At 67.6% G+C, this 14602-nt stretch carries 13 protein-coding genes and 1 pseudogene; 9 read left to right on the top strand and 5 right to left on the bottom strand.

Annotation, left to right across the window (positions count from 1 at the left end; all coding sequences use genetic code 11):
• A partial coding sequence (locus tag FXF52_RS27935; RefSeq protein ID WP_187413741.1) for an ATP-grasp domain-containing protein occupies window positions 1–1030 on the bottom strand: 1030 nt, incomplete at its 3' end.
• A gap of 388 nt (window positions 1031–1418) precedes the next feature.
• Here FXF52_RS27935 and FXF52_RS41875 point away from each other — a divergent pair.
• From FXF52_RS41875 to FXF52_RS27960, 5 genes are all read left to right on the top strand, one after another.
• Complete coding sequence (locus tag FXF52_RS41875; RefSeq protein WP_222870711.1) at window positions 1419–2180, top strand: class I SAM-dependent methyltransferase; 762 nt, start codon at window positions 1419–1421, stop codon at window positions 2178–2180.
• A gap of 169 nt (window positions 2181–2349) precedes the next feature.
• Complete coding sequence (locus tag FXF52_RS27945) at window positions 2350–3660, top strand: aspartate aminotransferase family protein (RefSeq protein ID WP_187413743.1); 1311 nt, start codon at window positions 2350–2352, stop codon at window positions 3658–3660.
• 1 nt (window position 3661) lies between these two features.
• A complete protein-coding gene (locus tag FXF52_RS27950; RefSeq protein WP_148801321.1) occupies window positions 3662–5023 on the top strand; it encodes a thymidine phosphorylase in 1362 nt (453 codons plus the stop codon).
• 91 nt (window positions 5024–5114) lie between these two features.
• Window positions 5115–6002, top strand: coding sequence for a TauD/TfdA family dioxygenase (locus FXF52_RS27955; protein ID WP_148801322.1), 888 nt, complete (start codon window positions 5115–5117; stop codon window positions 6000–6002).
• Window positions 6003–6073: 71 nt separating this feature from the next.
• On the top strand, window positions 6074–6973 hold the full coding sequence (locus FXF52_RS27960) for an aminoglycoside phosphotransferase family protein (RefSeq protein ID WP_148801323.1): 900 nt from the start codon (window positions 6074–6076) through the stop codon (window positions 6971–6973).
• Between the two features lie 8 nt (window positions 6974–6981).
• Here the strand turns inward: FXF52_RS27960 and FXF52_RS27965 are convergent, their stop codons facing one another.
• Entirely contained in the window at window positions 6982–7767 is a 786-nt protein-coding gene (locus FXF52_RS27965; protein WP_148801324.1) for an inositol monophosphatase family protein, read from the bottom strand.
• Window positions 7768–7865: 98 nt separating this feature from the next.
• Between FXF52_RS27965 and FXF52_RS27970 the strand changes: the two genes are divergently transcribed.
• Both FXF52_RS27970 and FXF52_RS27975 read left to right on the top strand, forming a co-directional pair.
• The gene (locus FXF52_RS27970; protein ID WP_148801325.1) at window positions 7866–8783 is read left to right on the top strand and encodes an aminoglycoside phosphotransferase family protein; all 918 of its coding nucleotides are present in this window, start codon (window positions 7866–7868) and stop codon (window positions 8781–8783) included.
• 95 nt (window positions 8784–8878) lie between these two features.
• Complete coding sequence (locus tag FXF52_RS27975) at window positions 8879–9874, top strand: class I SAM-dependent methyltransferase (protein WP_222870712.1); 996 nt, start codon at window positions 8879–8881, stop codon at window positions 9872–9874.
• Window positions 9875–9929: 55 nt separating this feature from the next.
• Here FXF52_RS27975 and FXF52_RS27980 read toward each other — a convergent pair whose 3' ends face one another.
• Window positions 9930–11990, bottom strand: a complete 2061-nt coding sequence (locus FXF52_RS27980) for a PhoX family phosphatase (protein WP_148801350.1) — start codon at window positions 11988–11990, stop codon at window positions 9930–9932.
• Window positions 11991–12368: 378 nt separating this feature from the next.
• Here FXF52_RS27980 and FXF52_RS27985 point away from each other — a divergent pair, with 378 nt between their 5' ends.
• Together FXF52_RS27985 and FXF52_RS44170 are read left to right on the top strand one after the other, a co-directional pair.
• The gene (locus FXF52_RS27985) at window positions 12369–12575 is read left to right on the top strand and encodes a hypothetical protein (RefSeq protein ID WP_255472416.1); all 207 of its coding nucleotides are present in this window, start codon (window positions 12369–12371) and stop codon (window positions 12573–12575) included.
• Window positions 12576–12607: 32 nt separating this feature from the next.
• Window positions 12608–12751 (top strand): annotated as a pseudogene (locus FXF52_RS44170) (hypothetical protein); the annotation flags it as partial.
• A gap of 56 nt (window positions 12752–12807) precedes the next feature.
• Here the strand turns inward: FXF52_RS44170 and eda are convergent.
• Window positions 12808–13431 (bottom strand): bifunctional 4-hydroxy-2-oxoglutarate aldolase/2-dehydro-3-deoxy-phosphogluconate aldolase, encoded by a 624-nt coding sequence (eda, locus tag FXF52_RS27990; protein ID WP_148801326.1) that lies wholly within the window; start codon window positions 13429–13431, stop codon window positions 12808–12810.
• A gap of 135 nt (window positions 13432–13566) precedes the next feature.
• Window positions 13567–14580: an acetamidase/formamidase family protein gene (locus FXF52_RS27995; protein WP_148801327.1), complete on the bottom strand. Its 1014-nt coding sequence runs from the start codon at window positions 14578–14580 to the stop codon at window positions 13567–13569.
• Window positions 14581–14602: the final 22 nt, after the last annotated feature.

Below are 14602 nucleotides of genomic sequence, written 5' to 3' on the forward strand. Positions count from 1 at the left end.
GGGCGAGGGCCGGCCCCCCCGGGGGGCAGACGGCGGTGCGCGCGCGGAGGGGGGGGGCGCCCCCCCCCGGGGGGACGGGCGCATGGGGGGGCGGCCGCAGCAGCCGGAGGGGGCGGCCTGGGTGGGGCCCAGGCATTCCAACCCAATAGCCCCGCCGCAGCAGCTCGCTGATCTTGTCACCGCCGATGCGGTTGTGCGACTCGATGATGCGAGGGCCCTGTGCGGTAATCCTGATCTCCGTGTGGGCGGGTCCCTCGGTCAACTGGATCACGTCGAGAAACGCGCGCACGAGCGCATCGACCTCCGCCAGAGCGGACTCGGCCAGGGCACTGGGCTGCGTGTGGCCGACCTCCACGAACGAGGCGTTCACCAGCTTGTCGGTCACAGCGAGCAGGGAGTGCCTGCCGTCGTGAGAGAAGGTCTCGACGCTGACCTCGGGCCCGTCGAGGTACTCCTCGGCGATCGGGTCGACACCGCCCGCCGCCTCGAACGCGCGCCATGCGTTTGCGGCCAGATCCGCCGTCGCCACGCGGATCACCGCCTCGCTGCCGGTCCCCTCCGCCGGCTTCACGATGACCGGCCCGCCGACCATCCGGCAGAACGAGCTGAGCTCGGCCTGGTTCGCCGGCGTGGCGGCCCGGACCGGGCTGATGCCGTGCGAGTTCAGGACGTCTCGCATGCGCCGCTTGTCCCGCAGCAGGCCCACTGTGTGCACCGAGTTGCCCGGCACCTGGAGCCGCTCGCCGGCCGCAGCCGCGGGCAGGAGACCGAGCTCGGTCAGCGACATCACCCGCGCGAACGGATGCGCGGCGTGCAGGGGAGCCAGCGCTGCGTGCAGAGCTTCGAAGTCCGACAGGTCCACGGCGATCGCCAGGTCGGCCTCAGCGGCCACCGACGGTGTCGGCTGAAACGCGTCATGGACGAACACCGTCTCGATGCCGAGAGCACGCGCTGCGCCCACCAGCATGGGTGCGCCCGCGATCACGGCGATCCGCGGTGTCGCGATTGGCTGGACGGCGGATGTCGTCACGCCCGCTCCAGGTTCTCGGCCCTGCGGACGTATGTGTCGCACTCAAACAGCGCCGGCAACGGCGACCCCCCTCGTCGGGGCTGCACGACGTCGCCCGTGCAACCCAAGCCGCGTACCGCCGTGGCGGCACCACCCGCACTCTACCGCTCACCAACGTTCCACAGTCGAGCCGTTATTCTCGGCATGGGCAGTGGTGAGGTCACCTCCACCGCGCCCCAGCCGGCGGACCATGAAGGTCGAGCCGCCCTGCAGGGGCCTGCGGGTCCGGCAATGCCGGGTCGGGACCACCGCACGCGCCACGTCTCGTTGCTCTAGGGTCGACGCGTGGGCACGAGCCCTCCTGGAGCGTGATCCCGCTGGGAAGCGGCGATACCCCGGACCCTCATCAGTGGAGCGAGCCGAGATGAATGTGAGTTACTCCGACCTGGTCACTGAGATGTACGAGATCTCTCAACCGATCGGTCACAGCGTCGGCGACGTCGAGTACTACAGCGCGCGGGTCGCGGATGTGGACGGCCCGATCCTTGAGGCGGCCTGTGGCACGGGCCGCGTCCTCATCCCTCTCGCCGCGGCAGGCCACACCGTGGCCGGTGTGGACGACTCCGCGGCGATGATTGCCGCGTGCGAGCGGAACTGCCGGGAACATGGTGTGAGCGCCGAGTTGTTCACCGCGAGCATGACGGAGTTCGTGCGCGAGGCCGCGTACGCGGCGGTCATCGTTCCGCGCGGATCTATCCGCGCCATCAAGGGCCGCGAGGCGACATTGGACGCGCTGCGCTGTTTTCATCGGTCACTGGCCCCCCAGGGCACCCTCCTGCTCGACCTCAGCCCGCCCAACGTGGCGACCGAGCTGGGTCCGATCGAGTTCTGGGAGGCCGGCTCGACCATATGGACTCGTCAGGATGTTCGCATCGACTACGACCCGGTCTCCAACTTCTCCGCCAAGCTGACCCGCTACGAGAAGTGGCAGGACGGTGTGCTGGTGGCAACAGAGCTACGTCGGTTCTTCCTGCAGCACTGGAACGTGCACGAGTTCACCGACGTACTGCGGGAGGCGGGCTTCCGCGACATCGAGGTGACCGCCGACTATCGCGCCGAGCCTCCGCGCTCCGACAGCCGGCGCTGGGTCTACCGAGCCGTCCGGGCGTGATGCGGCAACGTGATCGCGAGCTCCCCCAGCACTTCTCCCGCCGACATCAGGGGCCGGACATCGGGGCTGACGGATCGGCCGACAGGCTTGTATCGTGTGGCGGCATCGCTGGACAAGCACCGAGGACGGCCGCCATACACGGGGGCGGGGAGGCTGACTCATGGGAATTATGAGCAAATCGGACCGCCGCGAGTACGATGCCCACTCAGGACACAGCGTCGCGATCGACCGTCTCGTCATTCGACCTTGGTCGCCCATCGTGGAGTCGCCCGGCCGTGTCGTGGCGGACCGTGCTCTCGGCGAGCGCTTGTGGGACTTCGACGGAACGGAATACATCGATGCGTCCTCGCTGAATGCCGCGTGCGGATACGGACGGCCGGAGGTCGTCGCGGCCGCGAGCGACCAGATGGCCCGCATGCAGGGCGTCGACTTGTCCATGCACGATCACGACATCGCCGGGCTGCTCGCGCGACGGCTGTCGGCACACCTGCCTCACGGACTCTCGCGCATCCTGTTCACCAACAGCGGCAGCGAGGGCATCGAGGCGGCCTGCTTCATTGCCGCCTCGTATTATGCGCACATCGACCGGCCTCGAACGCGGGTGGTGACGTTCGCTCGTGGCTACCACGGCTCCACCACGCTGGCGCGTAGCCTCTCCCAGCTCCCACCGACCGCCCATTGGTTCAACGACCCCCTCCGGGTCACCCCGGTGACCATCCCCGGAACCGACCGGGACGCTCGCGACCCCGCGACCACCCCTCTGCTGCTCGCCGCGTTCGCCGAGGCCATCACCCAGGATCCAGCCGACCTGCCGATGGCCGTGCTCGTCGAACCACTGATCAACGTCGGCGGAGGCGTGGTGTTGCCGCCGGGTTTCCTCCGCGGCCTGCGCGAGCTGTGCGACGAGCACGGCGTCCTGCTGATCATCGACGAGGTCTTCACCGGGATCGGCCGCACCGGGCGCATGTTCGGATTCCAGCACGAGGAGATCACGCCCGACATCGTGGTCAGCAGCAAGGGGCTCAGCGGCGGCTATGCTCCCATCGCGGCGGTGGCGATCCAGGACCACATCTACCAGACCTTCGTCGACGACGCCTTCTTCGGCGGCATTCGATACGGACACACGACGAGTGGTCACCCCGTGGCATGTGCGGCGAGTATCGCGGTCCTGGACGTCATCGAGAACGACGGCCTGGTCGAGAACGCCCGCCTTATGGGGACACGTCTCCTGGACGGGCTTGCCTCGTCGACCGGCCACTCCCTCGTCCGAGACGTCCGCGGCCTGGGCATGCTGGCCATCCTCGAGATGGACGGCCACGACAGCGCGACCGCGTTGGCGGAGGGCGCCCGGAAGCATGGTCTGTTGGTGCGCCAGCAAGGGCCCGTCGTGATGGTGGTTCCGCCATTGACCGCGGACGCCGATGTCATCGACGACATCGTGAGCCGCATGGGCTCAGCGCTGGACGGAGTCGAAGGCTGAGATGAGCAGCGATCACACGGGGGCCGAGGAAGCGCGGGCCTCGTCCCGGGTCCAGGCATCGATCGTCGCCAAGCGGGAGGGCGAACGGCTGCCGGCCTCGGACATACGCGGCGTGGTGGACGATTACGTGAACGGCCGCGTCCCGGACCATCAGATGGCTGCCTGGCTGGCCACCATCGCGTGCCGCGGCTTGGACCTAGCCGAGCTCACGGAGCTCACCGACTCCTATGTCAGCGGCGGGGAGCGGTTGCACCTCGACCGGATGGACCGCGTCGTCCTCGACAAGCACAGCACCGGTGGCGTCGGCGACAAGGTCAGTCTGGTGGTGGCTCCGATCGTCGCCGCGTGCGGTGTCGCCGTGGTGAAGATGAGCGGGCGCGGGCTGGGTCACGCCGGCGGCACGATCGACAAGCTGGAATCGATACCAGGCATCCGCCTGGACCTGGGGCCGGACGACATCTACGCGCTCGTCGAGCGAGTGGGCATGACCATTGTCAGCCAGAGTCCGGCTCTCGCACCCGGCGACGGTGCCACATATGCCTTGCGCGACGTCACAGGCACCGTGGAGAGCATTCCTCTGATCGCGGCGAGCATCGTGAGCAAGAAGGTGGCCGTCGGGGCCAGCGGGCTCGTGCTGGATGTCAAAACAGGCGCTGGGGCCCTCATCCCGGACCGATCCCGAGCCGGGCTCCTGGCGGAGACGATGCTGCGGCTCGCGAGGCAGTTCGGGCTGACCTGCGGGGCAGTGCTCAGTGACATGAGCCAGCCGTTGGGGTGCGCGGTGGGCAACGCGCTCGAAATCAAGGAGGCGTTGTCCACGCTGCGGGGCGAGCAGGTTCCTGGGTTGTGGGAAGCCTGCTCGGTCCTGGCCCGGCTCATGCTGCAGAGCGCGGATCCCACGCTATCCGACCCTGAGGCGGATGCTCGAGTCGCGAAGGCCGTCGCCAGCGGTGCGGCTTACGAGCGTTTCCTGGAGTGGGCATCCGCGCAAGGTGGGGAACGCCGGACTCTTGAGCGCCCAGAACTTCTGCCAGGCGCGAAGCACGTTGTGCCCATCACCGCCATCCGCGCGGGCTGGGTCCGCGATGTCGCCCCCCGCGCCGTCGGTATGGCCTCCGTCCACGTGGGTGCTGGTCGCCTCGCACATCGAGCACCGCTCGACCACGGGTCTGGTGTGTGGGTGACGGCGCGCGTCGGCAGTCGGGTCGAGGTTGGTCAGACGTTGGCCGAGCTGCACTACAACGGTGGCGATCACGACATGGCCGTGGGCCTGCTGACCCGGGCCTTCGACATCAGTGACGAGCCTGTCGAGACACCACCCATGATCCACCAGATCTTCGAGTCGAACGTTCCGGTCGACTAGATCTTGACCGGAACCGTCTTCTCGCGCCGCGACCCAGGCGCACCGCGAAGCAGCCACAGCCTGAAGGCACACATCCAGGGGGGAACCAAGCATGTCGACCGTCCCGAGCCTGCAAGAACTGTCAGCCGCCGCCGCTAGAGTGATCACAGCTTTCGACGCGATTCCTGAGCGGCCGGTCGCCATCGCGGACGCGTCCGACGTCGGCTCGGAGACCGCCCGCGAGATCGTCCAGCGTTACGATCAGAACGGCTTCTGCGTCGTCGAGTTGGTCGCCGACGACCCGGTGCCGGCCACGCTGAAGGCCCTCGGAGCGTCGCTGCGCCTTGGCGATCCGTTCATACCACCGCTGTACACAATGGGCGCGAGCAAGCCCAAGCCTTTCTCAACCATCTCCGCGGGACGAAACTCCGGCACCTCGGACGCCGACCATCCGTCCTTCGGAAGAGCCGATTGCCAGCGGCTCCACACTGACGGCACGCTGCAGGACATCGGGTTCGTCAAGGCCGGCATGCTCGTCTGCGAGTGCGCCGCCGACGAGGGCGGCGAGACGATACTGTTCGACGCCTCCGCGGCCTATGCGGAGCTCCTGGCTCTGGACCCGGATGCCGCCGTCGCGATGGCGACGCCCGGAACGCTTGTCCGCACGGCCAACATCAACGGATGCACCGATGAGAATCGCGGCCCCACCGTCTCCGTCATCGACGGGGCTCTGGTATCCCGGTACAGCGTGACGGACACCGATTCGTGGGCAGTGCCGGACGAAGTGAACGAGGACGATCTGCGGCGTGGAATCAAGTTTCTCGCCGAGGCCAGCGAACCGGGTAGTCCCCACTACGCGGAGTTCAAGGTGGCGACCGGGCAGGCGATCATTTTCGACAACACAAGGATCTCCCATGGGCGCACCGCTTACCGAGACACCGCGGACCAGCGCCGCTGCATGTACCGGGGCCTGTTCCTCCGTCACCCGTCGGTGGCATAACCGGTCGGCCACTGTCCGGTCCCCGGGCATGTCCGGCTCAGCTCGGACCTCACTGGAGGGAGTACCTCGCCATGTCCGATGAACTGCGGATCGAGGCGGACGACGAACTGGTGCGACGGCTCCTGCGGTCCCAGGCGCCACAGCTCGCGGAGATGCCGCTCAAGCGCCTCGCGACCGCGGGCGTCAACAACACCATCTACCGGCTCGGCGACGATCTCGCCGTACGACTGCCCCAGACCGCGTGGTGCGCCGACCACATCCGCAAGGAGCAGCGATGGCTGCCCGCGCTCGGCGAACACCTGACCTTGCGCATCCCGACCCTGGTGCACGCCTGCGAGCCGGGAAGCGACTTCCCATGGCACTGGTCGGTCTACGGGTGGCTGGATGGTGACGAGGCCGTTCACACGCCCGTGACCGACGAGCACGCGATGGCACGCCAGCTGGCGACGCTCATCGAAGAGCTGCAGCAGGTCACGATCACCGACGGGCCTCTTTCCGGTGAGCACAGCGGGATGCGGGGCCTGCCACTGGCGGTGCGGGATCCGGTGGTCCGGCAGGCCCTGGCGAACATTACGTCGTTCGACACCGCGGCCGCCACCGCTGCGTGGGAGGCCGCCGTCAGGACTCCGGCCTGGCAAGGTCCGCCAGCGTGGTCGCACGGCGACTTGCACCCGGGAAACGTCCTGGTGGACAACGGCGTGCTGAGTGCGGTCATCGACTGGGAGATGCTCAGCGTGGGCGACCCTGCGCTCGACCTGTCGGGTGCATGGATGCTCTTGACGGAAGCCGGCAGGGAGACCTTCCGAAGCTCTCTGACGATCGATGACGACACGTGGGCCCGCGGACGCGGTTGGGCACTGTGCATCGGCGTGATCGCCGCCGCCTACTACCACGACAGCAATCCGGTTCTCGCCGGGTTCAGCCGCCGTGCGGCACAGGACGCCGTCGACGACTTCCTGCGCAACGGGTGACAGCGCCGTCACGCGATGCCGAGAATCGCCGCCAGCTCGTGATACAACGTCGGTCCTGCCCCCAGGACGCCGGTGCCGAGGGGGGCCGTGCGGCCGCCGGCCTCCTCCAGGATCAACCGGCCGGCCGCCCAGTCCCACCGCTGCAGCTCGTCCTCATAGAACGCGTCGAAGCGACCGGCCGCCGTCCAGCACAGGTCGAGGGCGGAGCTTCCGGTGCACCGGATGTCACGTGCGCCTGGAAGCACACGACGCAGCACCTCCACCTGCCGACGGCGGGATTCCACCGCATAGGAGAACTCAGTGGCGACAAGAGCCTGCGAGAGCGACACCGGTTCGTTGACTCGCAGCGGTCGTCCGTTGAGCGCGGCACCTCCTCCCCGGGACGCAGAGAAGGTCTCTGCCCGAACCTGGTCGTGAACCACGCCGGCGACCGCCCTCCAGCCGTGTCCATCATCGACCTCGGCCGCGATGCTCACGGCGCAGTGCGGGATCCCGTAGAGGTGGTTCACGCTGCCGTCCAAAGCGTCGACGACCCATCGGACCCCGCTCGCCGATGGCCTCTCAGGACTCTCTTCGGAAAGAATTCCGTCATCCGATCGCATACGGGCGAGCAGCCGCAGAATCTGTGCCTCGCTGCGTTTGTCGAGCTGGGTCACCGGATCGGACGGAGAAGACTTCAGGTGCAGCGTCCGCCGGTCATTGCGGTGCTCGAGAATGACCCTGCCCGCCGATGCGGCGGCCGCCTCGGCGACTGCCCGCAATTCGTCGAAATTTGGCAAGCTGAGGTCGATCATACGGAGGATTCCTCGTCGACGAGTGCCATGTCGTGTTACTCGCGGCAGTCTATCGTCCGTGTGCCCGGCCATGTCCCCGACTCAGACAAGGGTTCCTCATGAACGACATCCCAGACCTCGGTCCCAGGCCGGAGCGCGTCTCCATCGACGTGGAACAGGTCGAGCGGCTTGTTGCCGGTCAGTTTCCCGAGTGGGCCTCCCTCCCGGTCGTGCCGGTGGAGAACGGTGGTTGGGACAATTTCACCTTCCACCTCGGCGACACGATGCTGCTTCGCCTGCCCAGTGCGTGGCAGTACGCCCTGGCCGTCGACAAGGAGCACCAGTGGCTCCCGGTGCTGGCCCAGTCTCTGCCGCGTCCGATCCCCGTTCCGCTCGCCAAGGGCGAGCCAGGAGCGGACTACCCGTTCTCCTGGTCGGTCTATGAGTGGATCGAAGGTCAGCCCGCGAGCTTCGAGACGGTGGCTGATCCGATCGGTCTCGCGGAGGACCTGGCCGACTTCGTCGGTGCGTTGCAACGCGTCGACGCCACTGCAGGGCCGCAACCGGGAATTCACAACTGGTTCCGGGGCGCGACACTTCTCACCTACGACGAGACGACGCACGACGCGCTGGACGACCTGCGTGGCCACATAGACGACGAGCTGGCTCTCGAGATCTGGAAGTACGCGTTGGACGCGCGGTGGAACGGCGTCGACGTCTGGTTCCACGGCGACCTGGCGCAGGGCAACCTGCTGCTCGATGAGGGCAACCTCTCGGCCGTCATCGACTTCGGCACCTGCGGCGTGGGCGACCCCGCGTGTGACCTGGCGATCGCGTGGACGCTGCTGACCGCTGAAGGTCGCGGGGTCTTCCGGGAGCGGTTGGCCGTCGACGACGCGCTGTGGTCGCGCGGCCGCGGCTGGGCGTTGTGGAAGACGCTGGTGTCCTGCGCCAACAGTGTGGGCGAGTCTGACGCGGACGCCGTGAACTCCCGCCGCGTGCTCGATGAGATCTTCGCCGAGTACGGCGCGCGCTGACCCCCGTCGAACCCCGAGTTCTGCCCCGTGGAACAGGAAGGGACGAGCCGCTCGCGCACCGCTTGCGGTTCGAAGGGCTTGGACCCTGCCTCCACGTGAATATCACCCGCATGCGTCGGTGCCACTCGGCCTACCGGTCGCCACTCAGCGACGCGGAATTCGCGTCAAGAAGGGAACAAGCAGTGTCTGTCACGCTCAACGAGCCCTACCTCGGTGTCGAAGCGCAGAGGATCTACTACGACTTCCGTGAGCGTACGGCCGCGTTCGACCTGATCCGGGAGGTGGTGCCGGTGACGTACGCCTTGCATGCCGGCTCGGACGCCGGCCGCCTGATCAGCGACAGCCTGGCTCGGCTGGAGGCGTGCGGCAGTGTCGAGGAGGTCGACGCTGTCTTCGCGGACTGCCGCGCGAGGTGGGACGAAGCCGGGTTCGGCGCGCGTCTCACCAACGACAAGGAGGGCGCTTGGCACCGGAGCCTCCTGGTCGCCGGCCTCGACCGTGCGCACGGACACGTGGTGGACATGGGCAATCACAACAACGGGTTCGGTGACTACCTGCTGCGAGTGAACCCAGCCGTCAAGCACGTCACGGGAGTCGACCACCGCAACGATCCGAACGTCCTCACGGGCGAGCGCCTCGACTTCGTCCATCAGGACGACGTGACCAAGGTCCCGTTGGACGACGACAGTGCCGACACCGTGGCATTTCGCGTGGCCCTCCACCACTGGACCAAGCCCGTGCAGGAGGCGCTGCTCGCCGAGGCGGCTCGCATCGTGCGCCCCGGCGGAGAGATCCTCATCGTCGAGGACTCGTGGGCTGACCGGCCCGGCCTGACGGACAACGCCCTGACGCAGCAGTACCGGAAGCTGAGCGGTGAGGATAAAGTCGCCGCCCTGTCGCTGATCGACGTCTCCTCCTGCCTCATGAAGGAGGAGACGGTCGCCTACCCCATGTCGTACCGGTCGGCGGCCGAGTGGGAGTCCATGATCACCGCCCTCGGCGCCACATCGATCGATTCGACGTACTGGGGCTTCACGATGTTCACCGTGTACGGCGCGCCGATGCTCGTCACTCGCGCGACGATGGCCTGAGGCGAGGACCGAGAGGGCCGGTCTCACAAGATCGACCCTCTCGGCCCCGTTTGTCTCAGGAGGTGATCACGACGACCGACGGCCGCGGGAACGCGTGGGTGTGCGGCCACGTGCTCGAGGGGCTTTCGAAGGTGGAGCCGTCGGTCTCGCCGGGATGCTGCACAGCCAACCACACAGCCCGGTCATCGTGGCTGATGAAGGGTCCGCACGGCTCGGCCCCCACCGGAACGGTGGCGAACTGGTGCACCTGTCCCCGCCGGGGCCCTGCCAGCGGCACACGGAAGAGGCCGTCGTTCGACCCGAGGGCGTTGCCGTCGGTCGCCACCCACAGGTTGCCGACGCTGTCGAAGGTCAGGTTGTCCGGACAGCTGATCGGACTGACGTGGTCCTTGGGATATCCGGCGAAGTAGGTCTCCGGTGCCTCCGGGTCGCCGCACACCAGAAGCAGGCGCCAGGAGAACGTCGTGCTGCCGTGGTCGGTGCCGCTCTCCTCCAACTCCACGACGTAGCCGTTCCGGTTTCCGCTCTTCTCGGTCAGGGGGGCGCCGAGCTCGGAGCGGACGTTGCTCCGACCCAGAGGGTTAGCCTCGTCCACCGGGTAGGCGGCGGTGCCACGCGAGGAGTTGTTGGTCAACGCGGCGTAGACCCGGCCGCTGGTGGGGTGCGGCTCGACGTCCTCGGGCCGGTCCATCTTGGTCGCCCCGACCCTGTCCGCTGCGATGCGAGTGTCGATCAGGACGTCGGCGACCGTCATGCCCTCGACGAAGGACGTTGTGTCGCTGGCCAGTGGGATCCACTCGCCCGAGCCGTCGTACTCGCCGTCCTGCGTGCCATCACCGGTCATCCGAGCGACGTACAGTGTGCCCGCGGAGAGCAGGCTCATGTTCCGTTGCCGAGCCCGGCGCGTCGGGCGTGTGTCGATCCTGTCGCGCGAGACGAACTTGTAGAGGTACTCGCCGCGCTGGTCGTCCCCCATGTAGGCGACGGCGTGGCCCTCGTTGCTGACTGCGATGTTGGCGCCCTCGTGCTTGAAGCGCCCGAGCATGGTGTGCTTGCGAGGCGTCGAGCGAGGATCGTAGGGGTCGATCTCCACGATCCATCCGAACCGGAAGGGCTCGTGCGGCTCGACCTCCAGGTCGAATCGGGGATCCACGTTCCGCCAGGCGCGGAACTCCTCGACCTCGACCCCGTAGCGGGCGTAGCTCTCGGTGTAGCGCGGGTCCAGCGTCGCACCGTCACGGGCGTCGAAGTAGGCGTTGAAGTTCTCCTCCCCCGACAAGATCGTGCCCCAGGGCGTCGTGCCGCCTGCGCAGTTCTGGAGCGTTCCGAGCACCCGTCTACCGGTTGGGTCGGCCGCCGTCCTCAGCCGCGGATCGCCGGCAGCCGGCCCGTCGACGAGGAACTCGGTGGAGCCCGTGATCCGACGGTTGAACCTAGACCGACTCGGTGGGACCGGCACGAACGATCCGTCTCGTCGACGCGTCAGCTCGACCACGGACATGCCGTGCGACTGGATGGCGATCCTGCTGATGGTGTCCGCGTCGTACACCCCTGCCGGGTACATCAGCTCCTCGTTGGTGTACTCGTGGTTGCACACCAGCAGCACACGATCGCGCTGCAGGGGCAGGACTGCGACGTAGTCGCAGTTGTACCCGAACTGTAGGGCCGCTGACTCCGGGGTCTGGCGCAGCACGTCGAACGCGGGCGCGGCCGGGAGCACGGCGTCACCCCAGGACATCACGATCTGCGAGCGAAACCCCGGCGCAACGGTGACCTCGTCACGAACGTTCGGGGGGACGGGCGTCCACGCCCCTCGGGCAACGCTGATCCCACGCGGTCCGCCGACGGGGTGGCCGGCGGTCGGCTCGGCTGCGGCCGCCGCGGGGGTGTCCGCATGGTTTCCCACGACCAGGGTCCCGGCACCGAGGACGGCACCCCGCAGCAGTGCGCGCCGCGTGAGCGACCGCTCCACGAGATCGGAGAAGTGCACGTTGTCAGAGGTGTTGGGCTCCGGACTGCTGCAGGCGTCACCACAACGGTAGTGACAGGTCGCCGCACTCCGTGAGCCCGATCTGGGGGCTGATATCAGGGTGAGCAGGGTGGGTCGCACTGGCATCTTCGTCTCTACCCCATGTTCTGTTGTCGCTGCGGTCCGAGTACTTGGCGAGCCACAATGCCCCGGCGATCCAGGACCCTCATCGCGTTGATGTGTGCCGGGAGTCGCTTGTGGTGGACGCCAGATTAACTGGTGGTAGCGTGCTTGTGTTGCCCCAGTTCGCCTCGGTTTCTTGGCTCTCGTCGCAGAGCTCTGCCCTTCGATCAGGAACCCGGGCCGACCGCACCCGGTGAAAGACTCGTGGATCGCAGCCTGCTGCATCGTCGAACGGCTTCCGCTGATCACATTCAACGTCAAAGACTTCGCCGACTACGACGTACGACGGGCTCCGGCTCATAGACCCGCGTTCGAAACCCGTGCCTTATAGGGCTGCCGCGGATGGCGGAATACGACATCATCTCCGGGCTGACCGGCATCGGCGCCCACCTCCTCCGGCACGCCCCGGACGATGAAGCCCTCGGGCGCATCCTGGCCTATCTCGTACGGCCCACCGAACCGCTGCACCAGGGCGGCGAGGTCGTTCCTGGCTGGTGGACCAGCGTGACCGGTGGGTCACCTCCAACGAACTGGTCCACGAACCCCTGATCGAGCAGGCAGAGTTCGACCGCGTCCAGGAGATGCTCAACCGGCGGGCTCGCACCGCCACCTCGCCGAAACGAACGAACCGGTCCCGCCACCCCTACATCTTCAAGAGGCTGGTCCACTGCGGAATCTGTGGCCGCAAGATGCAGGGCCAGCACTCCCACGGCGTCGCCTACTACCGCTGCCGCTTTCCCCAGGAGTACGCCCTGGCCAACAAGGTTCAGGCGGGCGTTGGTCAGCGTGCGACGGCCGCGACGCTCGCCGCGACCAGCGCGGCCACCCGGGCGAAGTCACCGGCGGCCATCATCGAGCGGGGCACCATCCAGCTGCCGCCGACGGCGAGGACGGACGGCAACGCGAGGTATTCCCCCACTGACGCGGCATCGATGCCGCCGGTCGGAACAAACGAGACCTGGCCGAAGGGCGCGGACAGCGCGGCGACCGCCGCGGCGCCGCCGGAGGTGCCGGCGGGGAAGAACTTCAGCACCGTGACCTCGGCGGCTAGCGCGTCCATGACCTCCGTCGCAGTGGTGGCACCGGGCAGCACGAAGACCCCGTGGTCCCGGCAGCGACGGACGATCGGTTCGCTGAAGCCAGGCGACACGACGAACGTCGCGCCGGCCCGCACCGCGTCGTCCACCTGCGTCACGCTGGTGACCGTACCGGCGCCCACCACTATTCCACCGTGGGCGGCCATCCGGCCGATCGCCTCGATGGCCGAGGGGGTGCGCAGGGTGATCTCGGCGATGGGTAGGCCGCCGGCCGCGAGCGCGTCGGCGAGCGGCGCGGCGTCAGCGGCGTCGTCGAGGACGACGACGGGCACGAGACGGTGCTGGCGCAACACCTCGGGGACGTTCATGCTGCTCCTAGTTGTGTGGAGTGGTCAGACGTGCCGTTTGCGCGAGCACGGCGCCCTGCGGATCGGCCTCGGGCTCCGCCATCAACCGCCGCCCGCGGCTCGTCGCCCGATGTCGGAGCCGGCGCCAGACCTGTTCTATTCGGGCCGATCAGGAGCCTCCCTCGTTGTGGGCACCCTGGACCACCAGTCGCCTGGATCTACCGCGACTTTGGGCTGAATTGCAGAGTGCGGAAGCGCCGCGTGGACTCCGAGCACACCGTTGACGATCTGGGTGATGCGCAAGTCGACCGTCTGGCTGCAGAGGTTGAGAGCTTCCTTCCGCTCGAAGCCATATAGCTGCTGCATCAAGTCGATCATGTCACGCAATGCCATGTACGTGGCTTCGTCGAGGCATCTCGCGAAGCCGAAGGTGAGCCACTCCTTCCGGGTTCGGGCCCGTGGGGTAGTGAGCTGAACATCAGTAACCACCGTCAGAGTCAGGACGACGGACTCCATAGGACATTCGATGGCCGTGGACCCGACTTCGCCGTCGCCCTGAGCCGCGTGGCCGTCGCCGACCGAGAAGAGTGCGCCGTTCACGGCGACCGGCAGGTAGAGGGTTGACCCGACTACCAACTCCTTGCAGTCGATATTGCCGCCTGTCACGCGAGGGGGGTGAGTCGAATGGATTCCGGGTTCTGCTGGAGCGACTCCCATGACTCCCATGAAGGGGCGGGTCGCCACCGTATGGCCTTCATGGCTCGTGGCAAACCGATTCTCGCTGTCAATGCTCCAGCCGAGGTAGTATTCGCCGCCTCCGTCGACTTGCAAGAGGTGGTCGTGTCTGGCGTCGCGGCCGCCAGCCCGGCTCCAACCCCATCCGGCAGGCCTGATCTCGTTGATCTCGACTGCCAGCACTGACCCGGGTCGTGCACCCTCGATGTACACCGGCCCGGACAGCGCATGCCCGGAGTCGACGCCAGGCCTGCGTCCAGGCCACTCATCGCCGTGGGCAACCGGGGGGCCCGGCTCGAGGTTCAGTAGCCAGTCGCCGTCCAGCGTCGAGAATTCCACGGTGTCGCCGGACCTGACGGTAAGGATCGGCGCATGGTCACGCGAGAAGGATCCGTGCAGCGTCGTGTCGTTCAGCGGAATGATGTGCCGGATCATCGGACGGACCCACCGACTTGAT

The organism is Micromonospora sp. MP36 (assembly GCF_008119785.1).
In the GTDB taxonomy this organism is placed as follows: domain Bacteria; phylum Actinomycetota; class Actinomycetes; order Mycobacteriales; family Micromonosporaceae; genus Micromonospora.

Excerpts from the sequence above, each read along its gene's own strand:
- FXF52_RS27970 (WP_148801325.1), top strand. The coding sequence starts at position 7,866 with ATGAACGACATCCCAGACCTCGGTCCCAGGCCGGAGCGCGTCTCCATC.
- FXF52_RS27955 (WP_148801322.1), top strand. The coding sequence starts at position 5,115 with ATGTCGACCGTCCCGAGCCTGCAAGAACTGTCAGCCGCCGCCGCTAGA.
- FXF52_RS27950 (WP_148801321.1), top strand. The coding sequence starts at position 3,662 with ATGAGCAGCGATCACACGGGGGCCGAGGAAGCGCGGGCCTCGTCCCGG.
- FXF52_RS27985 (WP_255472416.1), top strand. The coding sequence starts at position 12,369 with ATGGCGGAATACGACATCATCTCCGGGCTGACCGGCATCGGCGCCCAC.
- FXF52_RS27960 (WP_148801323.1), top strand. The coding sequence starts at position 6,074 with ATGTCCGATGAACTGCGGATCGAGGCGGACGACGAACTGGTGCGACGG.
- FXF52_RS27995 (WP_148801327.1), bottom strand. The coding sequence starts at position 14,580 with ATGATCCGGCACATCATTCCGCTGAACGACACGACGCTGCACGGATCC.
- FXF52_RS27965 (WP_148801324.1), bottom strand. The coding sequence starts at position 7,767 with ATGATCGACCTCAGCTTGCCAAATTTCGACGAATTGCGGGCAGTCGCC.
- eda (WP_148801326.1), bottom strand. The coding sequence starts at position 13,431 with ATGAACGTCCCCGAGGTGTTGCGCCAGCACCGTCTCGTGCCCGTCGTC.
- FXF52_RS27980 (WP_148801350.1), bottom strand. The coding sequence starts at position 11,990 with ATGCCAGTGCGACCCACCCTGCTCACCCTGATATCAGCCCCCAGATCG.
- FXF52_RS27945 (WP_187413743.1), top strand. The coding sequence starts at position 2,350 with ATGAGCAAATCGGACCGCCGCGAGTACGATGCCCACTCAGGACACAGC.